At 50.3% G+C, this 22,159-nt stretch carries 14 protein-coding genes; 6 read left to right on the top strand and 8 right to left on the bottom strand.

Annotation, left to right across the window (positions count from 1 at the left end; all coding sequences use genetic code 11):
- Positions 1–42 precede the first annotated feature (42 nt).
- Both DFK18_RS08350 and DFK18_RS08345 read left to right on the top strand, forming a co-directional pair.
- Positions 43–1,605, top strand: coding sequence for a DUF1800 family protein (locus DFK18_RS08350; protein WP_114417806.1), 1,563 nt, complete (start codon positions 43–45; stop codon positions 1,603–1,605).
- Complete coding sequence (locus DFK18_RS08345) at positions 1,605–3,041, top strand: DUF1501 domain-containing protein (protein WP_114417805.1); 1,437 nt, start codon at positions 1,605–1,607, stop codon at positions 3,039–3,041. The genes DFK18_RS08350 and DFK18_RS08345 overlap by 1 nt, the downstream gene beginning before the upstream one ends.
- A gap of 38 nt (positions 3,042–3,079) precedes the next feature.
- On the opposite strand, the gene DFK18_RS08340 is transcribed toward DFK18_RS08345, so the two are convergent.
- A complete protein-coding gene (locus tag DFK18_RS08340; RefSeq protein WP_114417804.1) occupies positions 3,080–5,221 on the bottom strand; it encodes a S8 family serine peptidase in 2,142 nt (713 codons plus the stop codon).
- Positions 5,222–5,361: 140 nt separating this feature from the next.
- A complete protein-coding gene (locus DFK18_RS08335; protein WP_114417803.1) occupies positions 5,362–6,447 on the bottom strand; it encodes a hypothetical protein in 1,086 nt (361 codons plus the stop codon).
- A 439-nt stretch (positions 6,448–6,886) separates the two neighbouring features.
- Between DFK18_RS08335 and DFK18_RS08330 the strand changes: the two genes are divergently transcribed.
- From DFK18_RS08330 to DFK18_RS08315, 4 genes are all read left to right on the top strand, one after another.
- Complete coding sequence (locus tag DFK18_RS08330) at positions 6,887–8,155, top strand: outer membrane beta-barrel protein (RefSeq protein ID WP_162299737.1); 1,269 nt, start codon at positions 6,887–6,889, stop codon at positions 8,153–8,155.
- 73 nt (positions 8,156–8,228) lie between these two features.
- Positions 8,229–9,083, top strand: coding sequence for a FecR family protein (locus DFK18_RS08325; RefSeq protein WP_162299736.1), 855 nt, complete (start codon positions 8,229–8,231; stop codon positions 9,081–9,083).
- A gap of 64 nt (positions 9,084–9,147) precedes the next feature.
- Positions 9,148–11,829, top strand: coding sequence for a hypothetical protein (locus DFK18_RS08320; RefSeq protein ID WP_162299735.1), 2,682 nt, complete (start codon positions 9,148–9,150; stop codon positions 11,827–11,829).
- 503 nt (positions 11,830–12,332) lie between these two features.
- Complete coding sequence (locus tag DFK18_RS08315; RefSeq protein ID WP_162299734.1) at positions 12,333–14,897, top strand: hypothetical protein; 2,565 nt, start codon at positions 12,333–12,335, stop codon at positions 14,895–14,897.
- A gap of 113 nt (positions 14,898–15,010) precedes the next feature.
- Here DFK18_RS08315 and DFK18_RS08310 read toward each other — a convergent pair whose 3' ends face one another.
- The 6 genes from DFK18_RS08310 to DFK18_RS08285 all read right to left on the bottom strand — a co-directional run bounded on the left by DFK18_RS08310 (position 15,011) and on the right by DFK18_RS08285 (position 22,129).
- Positions 15,011–17,098, bottom strand: coding sequence for a hypothetical protein (locus DFK18_RS08310; RefSeq protein ID WP_162299733.1), 2,088 nt, complete (start codon positions 17,096–17,098; stop codon positions 15,011–15,013).
- Between the two features lie 102 nt (positions 17,099–17,200).
- A complete protein-coding gene (locus DFK18_RS08305; protein ID WP_114417797.1) occupies positions 17,201–17,545 on the bottom strand; it encodes a hypothetical protein in 345 nt (114 codons plus the stop codon).
- 9 nt (positions 17,546–17,554) lie between these two features.
- Positions 17,555–18,739 carry a sensor histidine kinase gene (locus tag DFK18_RS08300; RefSeq protein ID WP_114417796.1) on the bottom strand — a complete coding sequence of 395 codons (1,185 nt, stop codon included), beginning with the start codon at positions 18,737–18,739 and terminating at the stop codon, positions 17,555–17,557.
- A 30-nt stretch (positions 18,740–18,769) separates the two neighbouring features.
- Positions 18,770–20,602 (bottom strand): sensor histidine kinase, encoded by a 1,833-nt coding sequence (locus tag DFK18_RS08295; protein ID WP_114417795.1) that lies wholly within the window; start codon positions 20,600–20,602, stop codon positions 18,770–18,772.
- A gap of 2 nt (positions 20,603–20,604) precedes the next feature.
- Complete coding sequence (locus DFK18_RS08290; protein WP_114417794.1) at positions 20,605–21,273, bottom strand: response regulator; 669 nt, start codon at positions 21,271–21,273, stop codon at positions 20,605–20,607.
- 79 nt (positions 21,274–21,352) lie between these two features.
- Positions 21,353–22,129 carry a TatD family hydrolase gene (locus DFK18_RS08285; RefSeq protein WP_114417793.1) on the bottom strand — a complete coding sequence of 259 codons (777 nt, stop codon included), beginning with the start codon at positions 22,127–22,129 and terminating at the stop codon, positions 21,353–21,355.
- Positions 22,130–22,159: the final 30 nt, after the last annotated feature.

Here is a 22,159-nt window from a genome sequence, read left to right as displayed (position 1 = left end):
GCTGACCAACCGCCTCATCATGCCATAGAAGAAATCCTCTATATGGGGGAATTTCATCCCCTGGTATCACCTCTACAAACCGCATCAGCGACTGGCGAACACGGCAGTCTGCAAGGCCTGAGTGATTTCTGGTCGAGCAACCACGCGCAGAATCTCATTCCGGCAGCTTCTCGCGACAACTACACGCTGGATGCCTGGCGAGCACCTGAACGTATTTGGGTTCGTGCAGCTCACACGCCGGGGTTAAATCCTGCTCGCCAAAAAATCGGTTTTTACCTAACCAACTACCACCTGGCCGCCAATCAGGATGCCGGAGTCACCCGCCATCAGATCGTCAACTACTACGACCAGATCATGGAAGCAGTTGCAGCCGATCTCAGTTTTGACCAGGTACTCACCAGGGCTGCAGGCCATGCCGCCATTGCGGTTCAATACAACCACAAGGAAAATCACTTCGATGGTGGTGCCTATCAGGTTAATGAGGATTTTGCCCGGGAATACTTCCAGCTTTTCTTTGGCATCCTCAGTGACCGCAACGGCAGTGATGATTACCATGAAAATACCAGCATCCCCAACATGGCGCGCCTGCTGACCGAAATGTATCCCGAGGAACGCCGTGGCGCCGCCTCGGCAACCATGATTTACGAGAATTATAAGATTGGCAGCCCCCTAGAAATTCTGCACCATACGATTTCAGCCGGTAATGCCCAGGAAGCACTGGAGCAGTTGGGTCCACTAGCCATACAACATCCTGACAGCCTCAACAACCTGCCCATCATTATCGTGCAATGGTTGGCTGATGATACCCTCAGCGACTACCCTGCTCGTCAGCAACGTATCAGGGACTACTGGGCCAGCCTGGATGAAAAAAACCTGATGACCTTCCTTAAGGGTTATGCCACCAGCACCGATTTTCATACCGGGGAAAGAATCAAGTACTACTCCACCTTTGATCGTTCCCTGATCCTGAGTAACCGTATGATTACCGATGTCCAGGATGCGGTTAGAAACATTTATGACCCCCAGGGGAGTATCAATTCCAGCGGCTTCAGCGTTTTTCGGCCTCACCACAATGTCTTTGGTGCCCAGACCGGTGAAGATGCCTACGGCAGCAGTGAATATTTTCTGCGTACCTTTAATCGATTTACCCGCGATAGCTGGCGTTTTGCACGCACCACCCGCCATGAAGATGACACCCTGGTTTGGGAAAAAGACTGGTCAGGCCTGCTTCCTCCCGCTGAAAGTGGTTTCTCCTGCCTGACCGCAAAAACTGTGGGGGAATGGCTCTGGCAGCGTTTTGTTGCCGATGGCCTGAAAAACTTTGGACCTCTGGAAAGGGTTCAAGTCTATGCCTTGATCAATAACGGCAAGGATGCAGCAGCTACCTGGCATGAAGCCTATGTCGGCGGGGTTGCCTATGATAGCCAGTTTAGTGAAACCGAGCTGAGCGAAGGTGGCGGCCTGCATGAGTATTATCAGCACCAGGCTAACGCCTGTGTTTTTACCAGCACAAGGGAGGAGCGCCTGGAAGTGGCCGATCATTTGGGTAAAGCGGTCAACTTTATTACCAATACCCCCTATATGTTTTTTCAGGAGGGGCGCTAATGCAACGTCGTGATTTTCTGAAAGCCCTGTCACTATCCGGACTGGCCAGCCCCTTTTACCTGTCATCAGGGCTTTTGGGACTGGGTAGCCTGGCATCCACCTCAGCAAACGCCAGCCCCATCAGCAGTCGCCAGGTGGTGCAAATCACTCTGGATGGTGGGCCGGATCTGCGCCATCTGATCACCCCTCTCCCCTCAAGCACCTTTGGTAAAAGCTTTTGGAAGAATCATTTCACTGCCCACGAGCTACGTAATGGCAATACCGATACCGTGCAGACCTACTGGGATGAGAATTATGATGCGGTCACTCTGAGCGGCCAGACGTTTGGTATTCTCAAAAAAGCCGGCTGGCTGACTCAGCAAATTAATCGCGGCAAAGTCGGTATCATCAGCAATGTTTTAGGCTCCCCTTCGCGTAACCACGTCCGCTCACTTATGGCACTGGATTATGGCCGCTGGGATACTGAATCCACCGCCCTGCTGGGTTCCGGCTGGGGAGGACGCCTGGCTGCAGAACACACAACAGGGCGGGTCATTTCTCTGACCTCAACACCGCGCAATTTCTGCTTTGGCCCATCGGATACCAACCTGGATCGGCGGGCACGCAGCGACAACCTCATCACGCTGGAAGACTCCCGGGCAGCGGGTCTGTTTGACCATCGCCTGCATGATGATATCAATGAGCAGCACTGGCGCGCCGTTCTCTCGCGCGCCCAGGCCAGCTACTATGGCAGCCTGCAGAGTAAACGAACCGAACTCCCCGATCACCTGCAACTGCTCCTGGATCATGAAAGAGAACTGCGCAATCTGGCTGAAAACCTGGATAGCATCCTTTCCAGCAACCCTCTCCCTGAGGGCTTAGCCAATTTGGATCTGGAAAAGAACTTTCATCGTCAAATCACGACTCTCTATGATCTACTCAATCACACCGGCGGCCTCTTGAATATGAAAGTAGCTTCCCTGGGATTGGGCAGCTGGGACAGTCACAAACACCAGGCCGACATGATTGAACCCCTGCTGAATACTCTTTTTGGCAACGATCAGGGGCTGGATATGCTTACCCGACACCTAAGCTCCAGTGTCAAAAATAATACCGTCTTTATGTTGAGTGGTGAATTTGGCCGCCAGATTCGCAGCAATGGCGACCAGGGAACCGATCATGGAGAAGGCAACTACATGCTGGTCATCGGCGAGCAGGTCAACGGTGGTCTTTATGGGGAACTCTTCCCGAACGAAGAAATTGCTCGCCTGGAAGACACCTCAGTGGCTACTCCCCATATTGAGGGTAAAACCAGCCTGGAACATCCCTTCAAAGCGCTGGCCGACTGGAGCCTGGGACGGGACTCAGGTACTCAGGTGATTACCCGCAGTCTAGGTGATCCCCAGGTCACGCCCAGGGAAAGCGGCGTCAGTTTTGCCGGACTCCTGCCCACCTAGGAAATACCCAAGAAAAAATCAGTGGTTTCCTAGGGCTCCTAGCTGATTTTTTCCCACAGACTCACCCAGGCATCCAAAACCCAACGAACTCCGGCTTCAAGCCGGGGTTTGTCGGCCATCCACTCGGCAATATCAGGCGAATAGGTATAGTACTGCTCCACCAACCAGCGTCCCGCACTGAAGCTCATCAAAACTTCATCACGAAAATCCCGCAAAGACTGAACTTGTGGCGCATAAGCATCGCCATAAACCTGAGTGGCAATATAGCACTCCACTCGACTACTGGAGCTGGAAGCCAGGCGCACATCAGGACGTAATACCAACTGCTGGAAAGGAGGCTCCAAAGTTGACCAGTCACCCGGTTGATCCACGACCCAACTCCCCGAGTAACCCTGGGAACCGGCGGTATAGCCTTCCGTACTAGTTAACAGCCGATAGCCTTGGCTCGCTTGCTTGGCCTCCATACCCACCAGGCGCAAACGCGGATGACCGGAAAAATAGAATTCCCAGTTGGCGCTCAGATCCACGCCGGTAATAACCAGGAGTTCGTCACTGCCCTCATCACGGGTGGATAACCACCAGGTCGTATCAGCGTTGCCATCACGCCGAGTAACATCGACATTATAAGCACCCCAGGCAATCCGACAGGTTTCCGCTTCACAAAGGGTGACATCCTCCGGCAGGCTATCCTGAACCATCAGGGTAAAATCGAGAGGCTCTAAATCCTGGCTGCCTGCTTGAATTTCCAGTCGTCCTTCCTGCCAATTTGAAGGCAAGGTGACTCTCAAACGATCTTCGGTCGCCTCATACTCGAAAGCAACAGTCTCTGTAGAGCTGGCTCCTTCCTTTCTGAAAACCAGGCTATCCACCTGAGATAACTCATAGCCCTTTAAATAGAGGGCATCGGCACCGTCAATCCAGTCGAAGTTGAACCAGGTGGGCTTGAACAAGTCGGTTTTATCTGCAGTCAAGGCCGTTCGGGTATTCAAAACACCTGGGTAGCGAAGCTTGCCCTCCAGGTCTGTGCGATTAAGACTCAGGCTATTGAGTAAGGCAGCCCGATAGGCTTCTGAAGTTAAGCTGGTATCCGTCGAATATTTCTGCATCAAGGCAGCCAGAGTAGCTGCTACCAACGGAGTCGCCATGGAAGTGCCTGTCGATAAGCGGTATTCACCCTCCTTCCAACTACTGAACAATAACTCCCCGGGTGCAGCCAGATCGACCTGCTGGTAGCCATAGTTACTGGTGGAATGCAGCTGATTGCTTGAAGTGGAATTGCCCACGCTGATCACTAAAGGCAAGTCATTACTAAACGCAGCCGGGTACTTGGGGTAGATATCAATCAACTGACCGTTATTACCCGCAGCAGCAATAACGAATTGCCCCCGATCACTCAAATCTCCGAGAACGCCCTCCAGGGTCGAACGTCCTCCCGAAGCCACCAGCGAAGTATTGATAATCGGAAAACGGGGTCCATCTGTAGAACCGTGACTTTCCAGAGCATCCAGCAAGGCAGCATTTACATCGGACAAACGGCCCCTAGAGACGGAATCCAGGGTTTTTTGAACATGCAAAACTGCCGTTGAACAAACACCGGCAATACTCTGCTTTTCATTGGTATCCTTATTGGTTAATTCAGCGGGCTCGGCAGCAATTAAACCGGCAATATGGGTTCCATGGCCATGATCATCGTCGGGCAAGCTGGATTCATCCAGGTAGTTCTTTTGATAATCCAGAGTCACGCCATTTGTTAATGCAGGATGATCCAAGTCCACACCAGTATCAACGATAGCAATGGGAAACTGGTCACAGGGGTATTGGATCAATTGATCCGAAGCATCCACCAGCCCCAAAGCAACAAAATGCTCCGGCGGCGACAGACCGGCCTGAATCTCAACCCTGGCATTTTTTTCGACAAAACGAACACGCTGATCGGCACGCAGCTGCCGAAAGAGTTGTAAATACTGGATACGGTCTTCTACTTCGTAGAGGTAAAGCTCGTAGTCGACACTGGGTGCCGTTCTTTGACGTTCACCGGCTAGCTGATAGGTAGATTGATCCTCGGTAGCAGGCACCTGAATAACAGCTGGAGCCTGACCCGGCTCCCAGGCAACCAGGAGCCCTTGGGCTGTAGCCAGCACAGACCAAAACAGGAAGATGACCAGTAACAAAAAACGCATGCCGCCCCCTTAAAATACGTTCAAACCCAAGTATACCTCAGGTTAACTTGTCTGTACGTTTTACTAGGCTGGAACAGGAAAGCGGATCAAATAAAAAAAGAGGGCCTAAGGCCCTCTTTCAATATTACTAACCTATAGCTTTACAAGCTCGATTCAGTACTCGTGGATGTAGAACAACTCCAGGTTCCTTCAGACAACTGGGTTTCCGTCACGCCGGATTGTGTACACTCGTAGACCCCGTCGTTATTGGTATCCACATCAATCTGCACAACCGGACTAGAACCAGGTCGACTGAAAGTCAAAAGAATACTGCTGTCATTAGCACCCAGCATCTTCATCTGACCCTCACTGGGAAAGTCATCCCAAGAATACTTATAGCTCAGGGTTTGCGGAGTACTAAAATTCAAGCTGCCGTCCAGATGACTGGCATCAAGACTTAGAGACGAATTAATCTGGTTATCCCAGTCGCTTGTTGAACTGTAAGAATAGTCCCAGTACTCCTCATTCAAGGAATAGACTCGGAAGAACTCGCTACCTACGTTGATTTCAAGCCCAGCAGATGTGGCTTTACAATAATCATTATCCGAAGTATAGCTACACTGTTCAGTCAAACCGCCATTCATCGTGATCCTTTCACCGGTCGCCGGGGTAATTTTCATATTACGTGCGACGATTTCCGACTTATCACTGCTGGAAGTCCACTGTGAGGACACGGACAGGCTGCCATCGGCGTTAAAAGTATCCGCTATGCAAGAGTTGAACGATATAACGGCAACCAAATAACCCTGAGTGGAATCACCTTCTTCCGACATGGTCACACTGATACTACCGCCGCCAGTACAGGCCTGAACCTCTGATTGAGTTTCAGCACTGGCAACTCTTTCCATCATCGCCCAGTCAGCAAGACCATCCAACGTAGCATGAGACCAGGCCACCAGATTCTCTGACGCCTTGGTTTCACTTGATGCGGTAGTTGTACCCAGATCCAAATTATCCAAAGGATCTAATTCATCAGCATCCATGGCATCGACAGTAGATTTTGCCGCTTCCGGCGCATTGGCTGTGGTAATGGCAACAGGCGTTCTTGCTGCTTGAATTTCAGGCGCATCAAAACTACTAGTGGAGCCAGTAGAGCCCGATGAAGAATCATCGCTGCCGGTTATACAACCTGTCATCAGTCCCGCACTTAAGGCCAAACCCATTAGCTTAAGCATTTTATTTTCCATGGTATCTCCTTTACACCCTGCACCGGAATTATCTTGACTGCCAGAATATATATCAGAAACATAAAAGCCGGTAGGCCCAGCTACGCTTTCCCAAAAAAAATTACACTAGAAAACAGTCAAAAATAATAAATGTTAAATTAACTATTCGTTAAAAATGACTCTATAAAAATATTTTTAAATATAATGATTAATTCTATGCAAATAGATTTGATCTACTTCACATTCTCGTCAACAGGCTGCTTGTCAGCGACATCTCAGCTTGCCCGGCCATGATAAATTAGCTAATCTGACGAGGTATATATGGTAATTAAAGTCAGCTTTTTCACCAACCGGCTGAGCTTTTTGTGGATCGAATTCGCTTCCTCTAATTGTTACTGAGTACATCTTCATGCAATCTACCTGCTTTTTATTACCCCCTAGGGGGGTAGCGCTAACTTTGATGCTTTCAAGCCTAACCCTGCCCCTAGCCAGCATGGCCAGTGAGCTGCCTTCTTTAAATGCTTTACAGCAAAGCCTGGAGTCCGGTGAAAGCCAAGAGGTCTATCAACAACTCCAGCCTCGAGAGGGTGAATTTGCTGGCCAGGCAGGTTACGACTTACTGTTCGCTCAAGCGGCTATGGCTCAACAGCAGCCCCATGAAGCCATCTGGGCACTGGAGCGACTACTTCTGGTTCAACCCAATAATCATCAAGGCAGGGTTTTGTTGGCTGAAGCCTTCATTGAAATACAAGGCTATGAACGTGCCGAAAATCAGCTTAAACGCCTCGAGAGGAATGCAACTTCAGAAGCGGTCTTACAGCAAGTCAACCAACTAAGAGCCAGGTTAACCCGCTTAACAGCCCCTAAACGCTTCACGCTCACTACACGCGTGATTGCTGCTCTTGGACATGACTCCAATGTTTCCTCTTCACCCAGCACCAGTATTGATCAAGGTGGCAACACCCTCACCTTCACCGAAGAACCCAGTCTTTTTTCCGAATTAGCAGCACATCAAAACTTAAGATTCCAAGCTAGTGACCGCTTGAGTTTGAGTGCAGGTTATCGATTGGAGGATAGCCGACCTTTCGAAGAAGCCGATTATATTCGTCAAAAATTGGGTTTTAATCTTGGCGGCACTTATACTGCCAGCCATTGGGAAGCCAGTCTTAAACCGGGTTGGAACCGCGGCTGGAGAGATGGAGCAGGAGAAGTCCAAGAGGGGCTTTTGAGTCTCAATGGCCGTTTCTCCCTCTCCACGAGTAACCATCTCCTGGCTTTTTCCAACCTCTCCAGCCTTAGCTATGACGAGACACCTGATAATGATGGCAACTTTTATCTTCTAGGGGGTGGCTGGATAACCCAGGTTGGTAATTCGTCTGCACCCATGACACTCGTTTTTACCGGCCATTATCTAGGAAGCGAACAGCCCGATGCCAACAGCGGCAACCTGGCAGCGCCAGGAATCAATTCTTCAGTCGCTTTCAATTTCACCGATCACTTACAAGTAAAAGGCAAGGCAGGCTGGTCTAACCGCACTTACTCCGGTGATAGAAGTGATGAAAACCTGTTTTCTTTAGGTTTTGGTGCTATTTACAAGCCAACTTCCCGTTGGGTTCTAGAGCCGAATTTGAACTACAACCTGCTGACCAGTAGCAACGAAGTGGCCGAATACAATCGTCTGACTGTAAAAATGAGTGTGCGTTATGAATTCCAACCCTATCGTTTCTAAAGCATCAGCAGGACTCTTAGCCATTCTGATTGGCTTATTCCTATTATCCTCATCAAGCTGGGCCGCTGAACCGGTGGGCAGCTTTCAATTTGTTCATGGCGATGTCCGTATTCAGCGTGGCAATCAGACAATTGAAGCCAACCGTGGTGATGATATTCTTGCCGGTGACACCCTGATCACTGCTGCTGCGAGTAGCGCCCAATTACGCATGGTCGATGGTGCCCGTATGGCCTTGCGCCCTCGCACCGAGCTGGTTGTGGACGAATACACCTTTAATGATGACGAGGATGATTCGTCCTTGGTCAGCTTGACTCGAGGCGGGCTGAGGACGGTTACAGGTGCTCTGGGTAAAGCTCGACCAGAGAGGGTTCAAATCGATACCCCCGTTGCCACCATGGGGATTCGCGGGACGGATATGGACACCTTTTTCCTGCCCCCTCCAGCAAACCAAAACGCCTCGGGCAACACATCACCCCCTCCCCAGGCATTTCTGCGGGTTAATGAGGGTACGGGCATTATTCGCTCAGGTGGTGCAGAAATGATCGTACCAGCTGGCAATATTGCCGCTGGTGGTCTGAGCCAGCCGCCTCGCCGGATTCCCAGACTCCCCCCTTCCATCCAGGCACTGGACGAAGAAAGCACGGGTAGCGAAACCGACAACGAGGAAGGCAGCAGCGAAGAAGGCACAACAGACGGAGACGGCGAAGCTTCCGATGAAGAAGACCAGGAAGCCGGTGGCGATGAAGAAGGCAACAACGAAGATCAGGACGCCACTTTCGGAGACGGCCTGTTTAGTGATGAAGAGCTGGACGAGTATCTTCCTACTCTTGAGGACTTGGGGTTAACTGAAGAAGACATCCGCACTCTCAACGAAACCCTGAAAGAGTCTATTGAAGGCTCTGAGGGAACAACCATCACGATTCAATAATTTGACCCGGCGCCAGTCATTCGATTATGGCTGGCGTTAAACTTCCTTGCGCAACAGGTGCACTATGACTATGCGCGAAACCTATCCCCTTCTTATTTTTGGCCTTATTATTCTCTGGCTAACAGGCTGTAGCCCATCTGAAAACCAGCAGTCCGGCAATCAAAACAGTGTCGGGGCTGCCCAGCTCAACTTGGCCGTAAATCTACCTGAACCTCAGGTTACGGCATCCTACCTGGATACCAGCAAAACCTATGGTTTGACTCTCAAGGTCTATGAATCCCAGTGGGGTAGTACCTGGGAAGCCGTCACTGCCTGGAACAACGGGGAAAACCAGGCTTATGAGGATTGCCTCACTAATAATAGCTATGACTATTCTTCTTGTAATTATCGGCCAGGACAGCTGGTTAAAGAAATCACTCTTAGCTACGACAATCCCAGTACTCAAATCGATTTACCCACTGGTCAATATCTCTTCCAAATTGAGCAGTTAGAAGACCCCAATAACCCGGCGTCCGTTTTTGCCAGAGCTGCGAGTTTTGCCACACTAGAAAGTGGTAATAACGATGTAGTGATCAACCTGGCTTATGGCAGCTGGCAATTCACGACACCTTTGGAATTACAGCTGCTTGATGCCACCTTTGCCAATCAATTCCCATCCAGTCTAGTGTTAGATGCCAGTGGTACGGATCGACTCACCAGCACAGATTATACCAACCTAGGCAATGAAGACTGGAGTCAGGATCTCTTCTCCCCCGGGAGTGAAACCGTTGTCGAAGGGCTAGGGCTCGCGCCAGCAACAGCCAGCACCCAGCTTAAGGCAATCCATCTGACCGGTCTGGAGCAATTAAAAGGCTATGGTCAGCAAGCATTAAACGCTAGTACAGACCTTTACTACGGCAACCGCAGCACGAGTGCTAATTTCGATCAGTGGGGTCAAGTTTTTATACCCTATCAGGGAATCACTCTGGAGACCAATGCCGGTGAATTCCTGGGAATGGGCTGGAAAAAAAGCCCTAGCCCTGTATCAGGCTATCAATCAGGTGGGGTCAGCTATCCGGCAACCCTGGCCCAGCAATTTACTGGCAACAATTTTAATCGCTTGGATTTGGGTCAGATCGTCAGCAAACCTAACTATTCTGGTTCCATGAAAGATCTGAATGCCGGGCTTTTTTTTCTAACCGCCAATCACTCTGAGGCCCAGGCTTTTAATCCCGCGTTTACTGCCGGAAGCAGCCAGCAGGGTAGCAACTACTTTACAGTCCAAAGTCATGATGGTTCGGGTAACGTGGTTCTCAGTGCTGAAATGCAGAATTTTTGGGTAGACTCAGGTTTTCCCGAGGGGCACTTTCCGCTAACACGCATGACATCGGCAGATGAAATTCGGGGGACCCTGGTTGAATACGTTGCCTATGAACAAATGTATGAAGTGGCCTTCGATCCCGTTTTAACATCCAGTCTTAGTGATCTTCCCACTTTACCCAGCCTGGAACTACAGGCGAGCACCTATCCCGACAGCCACCCTCAATGTGAAAAATATACCTTCGGCAGTATTGAAGAGAGTATTCGTTGTGAGCTGCGGGCTGCAGATACTAATATCTTGACCAATCAAGCTACCAGTACCGGTTGTTTCACCTTTGAAAACCGCCATGAATGGGTTGGGGCTAACTACGACACAACAACCCTGGAACCCTTGGGCGGCTTTACCAAACAAAGCTACTGGCAAACACAATTGGTTCGCGTTTGCCTGCATCCCTTCACCATGACCGCTGGTCCCCAGAGTAATCCGGACCAATATCAACCGCGCTCAGAACAACTGGCTGCATTGACTCTGGATAAGGCAGGGCAACTGGCCTTTGAAGCCCTGGACATTAATGCTAGCCCCAAGCTGGACAAGCAAGAGCTTTCATTAGTCTTTACCGAAACCCTCAACCACTATGACGCTGGCATCACCAGCGAATGGTGTTCTTCTGGCAGCTCAAGCATTACCTATCTGGTGGGAGGCCCAACAAGCACCAGTAATTGGGTTGCTGAAATTGATTATGACAACTGCACCCCCAACTCAACCCTCTGGGATTACTATGGCGTGTCCTGCCCCGATCCCGATGAAAGCCCTTTCTGCGACAGCTACACTGGCAAGGTGAGAGTTAGTGGTGATTCAGTTGCTCCCAATGCGCTAAGTGGCAACACCTCCAGCCCTGTCCATATTCAAACCCAGGATCTTAAAGGAACCTTCCCCAGCCAGCGTAGCTTTTCCGGTATTGATTTCACCGGCTTTCACTACCAGGCCGATTATGATTTCAATATGAATGCCAGTGCTCGCTATGCTCTTGATCTTGCAGGCAACTATTTTCAATTTGAAATGATCCCAACGGATCCCTCAGTTGACCCCTTGGGAGTCGGTTACCAGCATTTTAATTTCAATCTGGATACAGGTACTGGTAATCCCCTCTTACCCGAATATTATCTTAGCCCACATTTCATCGAGGGGGCCGCCGTTCGAGTATCGACTGATTCCATCCTTTCCTATTCCGGCGGCAGCCAGGTTTATGGCGGCACCGTAAAAGTTGAAGGGGTTAATGGCACCTGGATGACAGCTAGCGCCAATGGTGACGGTACTTATAATCTTACCGGTGAATTTGATGACAAACCGGGAGAGCAATGTACCTACAACAATGTAGACTGGTCCCTACTCAACACCGAACCCAATCCGATAACAGCCGCCGACTTCACCTGCACCGCTTTGTAGTTGCAACTTGTGAGCCTGTTCACATAGAACAGGCTCAAGCCAACCAATCTGCATAAAAAACAAATAACCATGAAGGGCTAGATTGAGTAAACTAGCACTTCATGGTTTTAGTCGTTTTAAAGCCTAATTGCTTTTTATCCATCTTATAGAAACCAGAACCTAAAAATCAGGAAGCATTGATTCCCTCAGGAGCCCCCAAGGATGGCACGACAACCCACTCTTTTGACTGCTACCAGCCCCTTCAATTTAGCATCACGCTACCAAGAGATTGGACAAAGGGCTACAACCTTTTACCCCGCTTCTGGCAACCCTCTAGCCAGGCCCTGCTTCTCTGTTTTTTATCTCGAGGTAACGCCATGAAAGCCTGCATCCGTTTAATTGGGTTAACCAGCCTTCTAGTATTCATAACAGCCTGCTCCCAAGGAACAAATGATGAATCCGGGTCTAGCAGTCATGTCGGTGCCGCGCAGCTTAATCTTGCTGTGGAACTGCCAGAATCTCAGGTGGTAGCTTCCTACCTGGACACCAGCAAAACCTACGGGCTCACGCTGAAGGTGTATGACGCAGAATGGGGAAGCTTCTGGGATGCTTTTCTGACGTTTAATACCGGGGAATGGGAAGTCTATTTCAACTGCCTGGCTGACAACCTTTATAACCAAGCCAGTTGCAACTACCAGCCGGGACAGCTCATTGAAGAACATACCCTCAGCTACAGCAACCCCAGCATTAATTTACAAGTACCTGCAGGCAACTACCTGCTCCAAGTCGAACAACTCCAGGATCCGAACAATCCTCAATCAGCCTTTGCCAAGGCTGCCAGCTTTGTCACCCTGGAATCCGGCAATAATGCGGTAGTGATTAACCTCCTTTATGGGAGCTGGCAGTTCACCAGCCCCTTGGACTTGCAGTTGCTGGATGCCACCTTTGCTAACCAGTTTCCAGCCAGCCTGCCTATAGGAATCAGTGGTACCGATCGCCTGACCAGTGCCGATTATTCGACACTTGGTAGTGAGGACTGGAGCCAGGATCTCTACTCACCGATTAGTGAAACCATCGCAGAAGGGTTAGGACTCAGCCTGGACACAAGTGAAGTTCAGTTAAAAGCGATTCACCTGAACGGCAATGAACAGTTAAGAGGCTATACGGCCCAGCCCCTGCTTAATGGCGTCAGCTCTGAAGATAAAAGTCTCTACTACGGTAGCCGAACCCTTGGCGGCAATCTCTTTCATTGGGGCCAAGCTTTCATTCCTTATCAAAGTCTTACTTTGGAAACGCTTGATGGAAATTTCCTGGGAACAGGTTGGAAAAAGCACCCACAAATAACCACCGGTATTTATCAGTCAGGCGGCATAGAAGCACCCGCCATTTTCGCTCAGGAGTTTGATGGCAGTAACTCCAACTGGCTGGATCTGGGTCATATAGCGACTCAGCCCTATTTACCCAACGGCAGTCTTTCGCCTCCCTATACCTATAAGAATGCAGGAATTTTCTTTTTAACGGCCGATCATCCCGACTATCAGGTTTTCAATCCAGGATTTACCCCAGGAAGTAGTAATCAGGGCAGCAACTATTTTACTGTTCAAAGTCACGATGGTTCCGGTGGTGTCACGCTCACTGCCGAAGCCCAAAATTTCTGGGTGGATGCTGATTTTCCCAGTGGCCACTTCCCCCTGACCCAAATGGTCTCGGCCAATGAAATCCGGGGCACTCTGGTTGAATACGTGACCTATGATCAAAGCTTGACCAGTTTAGATCCGGAACTGATGTCAACAAATGCTGACCTGCCTACAAGCCTGCCTAGCCTGAATGTCGGCGCTCACACCTACCCTGACGGCCACCCCCTGTGTGAACAGGGAGCCTTTGGAGGCATCTCGCCTATCAAATGTGAGTTGCGTGCAGCGGATACTCAAGCAGTGACAACACTTGCCAGTGGTTCGGGCTGTTTTACTTTCGAAAACCGCCATCAGTGGGCCAGTGCCAACTATGACACCTCGACTTTCCAATACCTCAGTGGGTTTACTCAAACAGGCATCTGGCAAGCACAACTGGTTCGCGTCTGCCTGCATCCCTTTACCATGACTGCTGGCCCCCAGGGTAATCCGGATCTGTATCAAACGGCTACTGAACAGCTGGCTGCACTAACCCTGGATAAAGCCGGACAACTGGCTTTTGAAGCCCTGGATGTTAATGGCAACCCCAAGCAAAACAAGGAACTTCTCTCACAAATATTTATTGAAACGCTATCTCACTATGCCAATGGCGCGACAGGAGAATGGTGTGCATCGGGTAACTCCAGTATTAATCTCCCTGTAGGCACAGCAACCGGTGCTCCTCCCTGGGTTGCTGATATTACCTACGAAAACTGCCAAGTACCCACAGCTCTTCTCAATCTTTACGACATTAGCTGCCCCGATATTAATGAAAGTCTGCTCTGTGACACCTATTCCGGGCAGGTCCAGCTTCGTGGTCGCATTGAAAACCCCAGCAGCTTGACCAGTATCACTGCAGATATCCATGTTCAAACCCAAGATTTGAAAACAAGCTTTTATGGCGGGGTCACCCGAAATTTTTCCGGAATAGATTACACCGGCTTTCACTACCAGGCTGACTATGATATTCGTCAGGAGTATTTCTCTACCCCCCCCTTGACAACGGATTTGGCAGGCAATTATTTCCAGTTTGAAATGATCTCAGCGGATCCTGCTGTAGAACCTCTGGGCGTTGGCTACCAGCATTTTAATCTTGATCTGAATTCAGGTACTGGCGAACCCATTTATCCCGAATACTACTTAAGCCTGGATTTTATGCCAGGCGCGGTTCGCGTTTCCACGGATTCCGCTCTCAGCTACTTAGGTGGGCAACCTGACGGCGGCAGTGCAAGAATTGAAGGGCTGAACGGCACCTGGATGACGGCTACCGCCAATGGCGACTACACCTATAATCTGATTGGTGAATTTGATGACAAGCCGGGTGAGGAGTGCACACTAAACAATGTGAACTTTTCAGACCTTGATAGTGATAGTACCAACCCGGTGACAGCAGCCGACTTCACCTGTACTGCCTTGTAATGCCAGTTAAGTCTGTCATTACTAGTAGATGAAGCATCCAGTAGGTTACTAGGGGAACAAAAAAGGGGCTGAATTTTCAGCCCCTTTTTTGTTAAAAATAACTAACTCAGCAATTAGAAACCGGCAGGCGCATTTAACCCTGTAGCTTCCAGGCGAACCGGTTGCAGGCAAATCTCAGATTCACCGGCTCCGGTTTCCTGATAAGGGAGAGTTGGCTGAGTCGAAGTATCAATTTCCACTATGCCATAGACGGGAGAGGAATCAGCAGGTGGCGTCCAACCCGATTCGCTATAGGTTCCTGTTGTAGAGTTGAAATAAATCACTTCACCCTCGGTATTTCTGATAATCTCGCCATTAGCATCCTTATACCATTCACCATAGGTAATCGCACCCAGTCGCCAGATGCCATCGCTGCCCAATTCATACCAGGAATAACCCAGATAATCTTCACTAAAGCTTTCCACAAAGCAGGCCGGAACCGAAGCCGCACTGACACCCAATTGATCCGAGATCCAATGCAGGCGGGCCATATGGTTCACCCAGGATAAGAAACGGGCTTTACGCTCTTCCCGCGTAAGCGTTGACTCTGCACTGGAAGCGGCAGCAGCAACACCCGCCGCCAGGGTCGTCGTGGAGATCACCTCCAGCTCACCCTCGCTGTTTTCTTGCAACTGATCAGGGAAAGGCAAGACTGATGACGCCATCTCATAGCGATCATAGCCCATGTATTCCAGAAGCGTCCCCTCCAAAGTACCGGCATCCTTGAATTGCAGGGCCTGGGCTTCCAGCAGTCCGGTAAAATCATCGGCATAACCCGAAGAGAGGGTAAAGGTACTGGTACGGTCATTAAAGCTGTATTGAGCAATATTCAAACCGGGTTTGACCTGATAGCCCGCTGAATCAGAAACGATTGAATAACGATCCAGGACAATCTCAGGATCACTGACCTGAAAACTGCCTTCATTTAAAGCCTTGAAGATCCCATCCAGAGGGTCAAGAAAATGCAAACCGGCATAGGCAGTATCACCCCATTCACTATACCCCGACTGATCCACCGACCACTGCCCCAAAGAAAGCAGGTGTTGATTACCGGTATCAGGTCGGTATTGCTGCAGTAAGCTGGCCGAGAGATCCATACCAAAATAGGCATTAATCCCTCCGCTAATAATAACATCGGTAAAGCCTTCCCCCAGAGATACTGCGGTACTGCCAGCTTCTGTCAACTCCAGCAGTAGCTTATGGGGCATCATCATATCAAGGGGCATAGAAGTAACTGGACCAGCATACTCCGGGTATTCCTCCAGAGTACGGACGCCGGTCGGCGCAGTGCCGCTGGCACCATCCGTCAGGTAGTAGTCATAAGTTCCTACATGAAAGCGTTCCAGCACCAGGCTATTTCCGGGGGTGCTGGTCAAACCTAACAGTTGGGCCGGTGTAGTAGCTGTCGTAGATTCAGATTGCTGCCAGGTAAAACCGGTTCCTCCACCAGCTTCACTATCATCGGGATTAAAATAGGTCAAGGATTCAACTACTTCGGGCGTATTAGGGTCATCGACTAACACATTCACCTGGGCTGGATCACGATTGAGCAATTGCAGCTGAACCGAGCTGGTATTGGCAACCTCCCAGGTGCCCTGCAGCATATTCAGAACCAGTGGATTATTACCAGCCTGAAGGGTGGCAAAGGTCGTTGCTTCAGCCAGGGGCTGGCTGGTTGCCGATGCCGGGTCGCCATCATAAAGCACGGCTTTAAAGCGGTAGGTCTTATCCACCTCCAGCTCATTGAACTCGACGACCGGTTGATCGGGGCCAATCACCTTTGCCGAAGTCGCCAAGGGAAAGTCATCGCTGCCAGGTTTATGGCCACATTGCTCCAAAACACTTGCCGCATCAGGTTCAACACTACCTGCTTCGTAATAAAGTTCTGAATAGCAGAGTCTCCACTGCCAAGCGGGCTCATTGACGTCATAACCGGGCACATTAAAACCCAGCACATCCGTCTCTCTGACCGTCACTTCAATATAGCGGGTGGCCGGGTCGAGGTAAGCGGCCTGGGCTTGATGATCCTGAGGCAAACGAGCACTTAAACTGGCTGAGGCTGTAGTGGTTGATCCACTTGAGCTGGCGCCGGGATCGGAACAAGCCGTTAACTGCAAGGCAACCAGAAATGCAAAACAATACACTAACGAGGAGGAGCGCATGGCTTTCACCAATATCTAAAACTTAAGTATCAATATAAGGCTTATCTGTAATTAATATCTGTTATTACTGGCAGTCTTGCAAGTTGATTAGCTTATTAGAATTTAGCAAGCCCTCAAACTGGCATTTTGAAAAATCCAGACCAAAAGGCCGATAAAACCACCACCAACGGCCAGTAAAGCCACCCATTGCAGCCAACTTAAATTGAATATCAATTTACTTTTGCGCTTGTTGCCGCCTACCTGGCGTTTTTCAGTACGCAGTTCGACCTTTTCTCGCTCAATCTCAGTCGCTGCCTCCACCAACAGGCGTACATCCGGGGCCGCTCTTTCCAGTAAGAATTCAGCTGCCGCCTGCCAATTGGGATTGCTTTTACCGACGCGTAGGGTTCTCAAAGCTGAACCGGAGGAAGTGAAAGTGGGTTTATAACCGCTGGCTTGTTCATTCATGGGATGTCGTCATGTCCTGAAGTTCAGTATCAATTCTACGCGGGTTCCCCCGCCACCAGCCTGGCTGAGAAGATTCAACTGGCCGCCCAATTCTGAGGCACGGTGAAAGAGGTTGTCCAGTCCTCGCCCCGGATAAATATGGTCAGCATCAAAGCCCTGACCATTATCACTAATGCTGATAACCAGCCTTTGTCCTTGCTGGATTGCCGCCACCTCAACGCGGGTCGCTTGGGCATGCTTGATCACATTAGTCAGGGCTTCCTGAACACAACGCTGAAGATTCAGAGCATCTTGAGGGGTTAACTCTGCAAAAGCAGGGAGATCATCGACTCTCCAAAGCAGTTGCAAACCCGCCGCCTGCAAACGTTTTTCCAAACGATAACGCAGTTGCCCCAAAAGAGTCGCAATATCACCATCAAAGGTTTGCAAGCTATCCATCATCAGTCGCAGATCATCTAAAGCAGCCTGAACACAAGCACCTATCTCTTCCACTGAAGTTTTACTATTCCTGGCCATATAAACAGCAGTGGTCAATTGTGATCCCAGACCATCATGCATATCCCTCAGCAGGCGGTTACGCTCCTGTTCGGTTGCTTCCCGAGCCTGAATTTTTTGCAGCTGTTCAACGGCCGCCGAACGGCTCTTTTCATAAAAGTAAACCAGCGCAGCCAAAGCGAAGGAAGCGACCAGAATATTGGAAAAGGCACCCGGGGTGTAGTCAGCAGCAGGCCAAGCCCCCAGACCAGAAAATAACAACAGGTAGGCAGGCAAGTAGACCAGAGCAATGATCAGGGTGCCGCGATAGAGGCCATTTAGAAAATAAGCAAAGGGCGGGAAGGTGGCCAGCCAGAAAAAGCTGTAATCATGGTGCCTTTCCAAGGCAACATAACCAAACAGAGCGATCGCTATCACCAAGCTGGTGAGAAGGCTGGCCAAGCCCACTCGACGACTGCGACGAAACCAGAGCAGTAGCGAGAGCACCAGAACAAAGGCAATAAAATCCAGAATAGCGACGTGGTAGAGAAAAAAATAGGTGATGTTCAGCAGGGTAAATAGCCCAAACACTCCCAGAGCAGCCAATAGCATGACATTGACCAGGTAGGCCTTACGATAATCTGGATGCTGATTGGTGATCCCTTGATTACAGGTCACAAAATTCTGCCATAACTGGTAAAAGCGACCCAGATTAAACATAACTACCTCTGTAAACTTGGAAAATACCTTTTAATTGGGCAGTAATAACAGCAAACAGGTCCCTCCCTTCTTTAATGTTGAAGAAGAGATTTCTAGCCGACCATCCAGCGCTTTAGCGCGGTAGCGCATGTTATCCAGACCCCGCCCTCTTGTCATGGGTGGCAGGCTGAAACCTTGACCATTGTCACAAATTTTTATTGCAATATTCCTGTCTGCGGTCTGGTGTGCCTCAAAACGGACTTCATCAGCTTGCGCGTGTTTAATTACGTTCGCTAGGGCCTCCTGAACAAGCCGTTGCAGATGCAACGCTTGGCGAGGAGTGAGATCCTTTTCAAGTGGAAGATCACCCACCTGCCAGTGCAAATTCAGGCCTGCAGCCTGAAGACGCCTTCCCAGTCGATAGCGCAGTTGCCCCAAAAGCGTTGCCAGATTGCCACCTGGTGATTGCAGACTATCCATCATCATGCGCAAATCTTCCAGTGCTTCCTGCAGTTCGGCTACCAGATCCTCTTTTTTTGTTACCGGGTTACGGGCTGAATAAACAGCTGTAGTCAACTGTGAACCCAGGCCATCATGCATTTCCCGAAGCAATTCTTCACGTTGCTGCTGGCTGGTTTCCTGCAATTGTTTTTGTTCTTTTTCTGCCAGGATAAGCTGCTCCAGAGCGACTTCCCGCGCACGTCTTTCCTGAAAAATCTTTCCGGCCACAGCCAGTGCGAAGCAGGCCATCTCCAGAGTCATTCCGGTCAGGGTGGCGTGCCGGCTGAAAAAGCGGAGTTCAAAACCATAGTCTCCCAGCAGAAAAGGTTCGAGACTGTCAGTAAAAGCCCGGCTGATATCCACAGAAGCGCCCACTAGGGAAAAAGCCAGACCGACAAGAATTAGGTAGGCAGGCTGCTGCCCCCGTCGCCAACTGAGGTAGATGATGGCCAGCGTCAAAGGGGTGACGGTTAAAACCAGCAAAAAAGTCAGACGGTAAGCCAAAGCATAATCATGCAAGAGTTGCAGCTGAGCCAAAAGCATACAACCCAAGAGTCCATAAAAAACTTTCACCATGCCCGGTGCCAGGTGGTCCAGTTGAAAAAAACTACGTAAAAAAAGGATGGTGGCAAGTGTTGTCACCAGTGGCCAAATAACCAGCAGATAATCATTAAGACCTGGCCAGAAATCCACCCAGTGGCTAACGGAAAATTCACCAGCAATACTCATGGACATCACCAGCACACTGAGGGCCATGCCACCAAAATACAAAAAAAGCCGATCTCTGAGTGCCAGATAGATAAAAACGAAAAAAAAGCCCAAACCACCCAAAAGGCCATAACACCAACTCAACCACCGCGCTTCTCGCTGACTGAAATGATGAAAGGCATCCGCTGGCCAGAGCAGGAGGCGGTTATTGGCCAACCCCAGGGTCTGAATGCGCACATAGGCTGTTAACAGTGTTTGCTCAGGCCAAGGAAAGGCAAAACGCTTGCGCCAGTCAGGGCGCCTGGACAAAGGTTGATGATCTCCGGAAAGCTGATGGGATACCACCTGCCCCCGGGTATCCAGCCAATAAACCTCTAGCCTGTCCAAAAGCGTAAAGGGAGCCACCAGATAGCCAGGCTGACGGGGATGCACCTGAAAGCGATACCAGTGAGCGGCCGAATCAAAACCGCGATTGTCAGGTTGCTGGGGGGTCCAGCTTGAGGCAGCCAGGGCCTGAACCTCCTTCAGGGTTAGCTGCTGACTGGCATCGCGATAATAATCGGTCTGTAAAAGGGCTTGACCGTAATAAGCGTCGGGCTGCAGGAGTTCAGCAGCACCTGCCTGGATAAAGGGGCTGAACAGCAAGACCAGCAGCAAGCCACTACACCAGCGCATTTTCAATCCAGATTGCGCATATCCAGAAGGCCGTGGCGGGTAGCTGCAAAAACGGCTTCATTTTTGGTTTTGACCGAAAGTTTTCGGTAAAGATTTTTGATGTGAGAATTCACGGTATGACTGGAAACAGAGAGATCTTCAGCCACTTCCCGGTAGGTATAGCCTCTGGCCAGGAGTTTCAGCAATTGCAACTCACGTTTGGTGAGGGCAATTTCTGGTTCCGGCTTTCCAAGTCCGGCATCCTGCTGCATTTTTTTTAGCAGGTGGCGGGCAATCATGGGACTCATGGGACTGCCACCATCCACAACTTGCACGATATGCTCAACCAGGCTGGCATCTTCGCTATCCTTCAGCAGATAGCCGCTGGCACCGGCTTCGATGGCCTGGATGACATGCCCCTCATCACCGAACATGCTAATGACCAGTACTTCCGTTGCCGGGCAGGAACGAGCGGCCTCTTGGATCACCTCCAAACCGGAGCCATCCGGCAGCCCCAGATCCACCAGCAGGACTCGTGGACAGGTTTCCAGCAGCAGTTTTTTTCCCTCATCGACACTCCCTGCGGCTCCCATCCAGATCAGCTCGGGCTGGTTTTCTATGGATGCCTGGAAACGTTGACGAACGGCGGGGTTGTCTTCCACTAGCGCCACAGTGATCGGATGTCGAGTCATAAGGGTTCATCACCTGCAAAAACAAGAAACCGTGAACAACCAGTGTGCAACAAAGCTGCTCTGCCGCCTATACCTTAGGTTAGGGAAAGTAAAAAAGCTGGTGCAAGTTCTCTTCCAGTTGATCGGCCAGCTTTTGCGGTGACTCCTGACGCAGATCACAAAAGGCCTGGAAAACTTTAGTGATTCGCGCTGGTTCATTACGTTGCCCCTGGTAGCCGCAAACCGGCATATCCGGGCTATCAGTTTCCAGCAGAAAGGCGGAGACAGGCAGCTGGCGAACCACTTCATGCAGTTTTTTGGCACGCGGATAGGTGATGGCACCACCCAGACCCAGTTTAAACCCTAGATCGACCAACTTACGCGCCTGTTGGGGGCTACCGGAAAAGGCATGGGCGAGACCACCACGAGGTAGATCCAGCTGTCGTAAGCGCTTACTGACAGAATCCATGGCTTTACGAATATGCAGAACAGCTGGCAGGCGATGTTTTTTAGCTAGTTTTAACTGGGCATCCAAAAGCGCCCACTGCTTGTCTCGTTCTTCCTGGGAAGGTTTTTCCCAGAAATCGATACCGATTTCACCCACAGCCACGACCTCAGAATGGGCTTCCAAAAGCTCATCCAGATGACTGAGCTGATCTCCCTGGTGTTCCTGCATAAAGTAGGGATGCAGCCCCAGGCAGGGATGAAGATCGTCATGGCTGGCTGCCAGATCCAGGGTATGCTGCCAGGTGGCAGCTGTGGTTCCCGGCAGCACAAAGCGCTTGATACCCGCCTTCCTGGCACGCTCCAACATGGCTTCCCGATCCTTTTCAAAATCAGGGAAATCCAGGTGGCAATGGGCATCCGTTAAAAGCATCCTGACTCCTGTAATCAGCGGTCCACAAGC

Source organism: Marinospirillum perlucidum (assembly GCF_003336805.1).
Lineage (GTDB): Bacteria > Pseudomonadota > Gammaproteobacteria > Pseudomonadales > Halomonadaceae > Marinospirillum > Marinospirillum perlucidum.
This window is presented reverse-complemented; position numbering and strand designations above follow the sequence as displayed.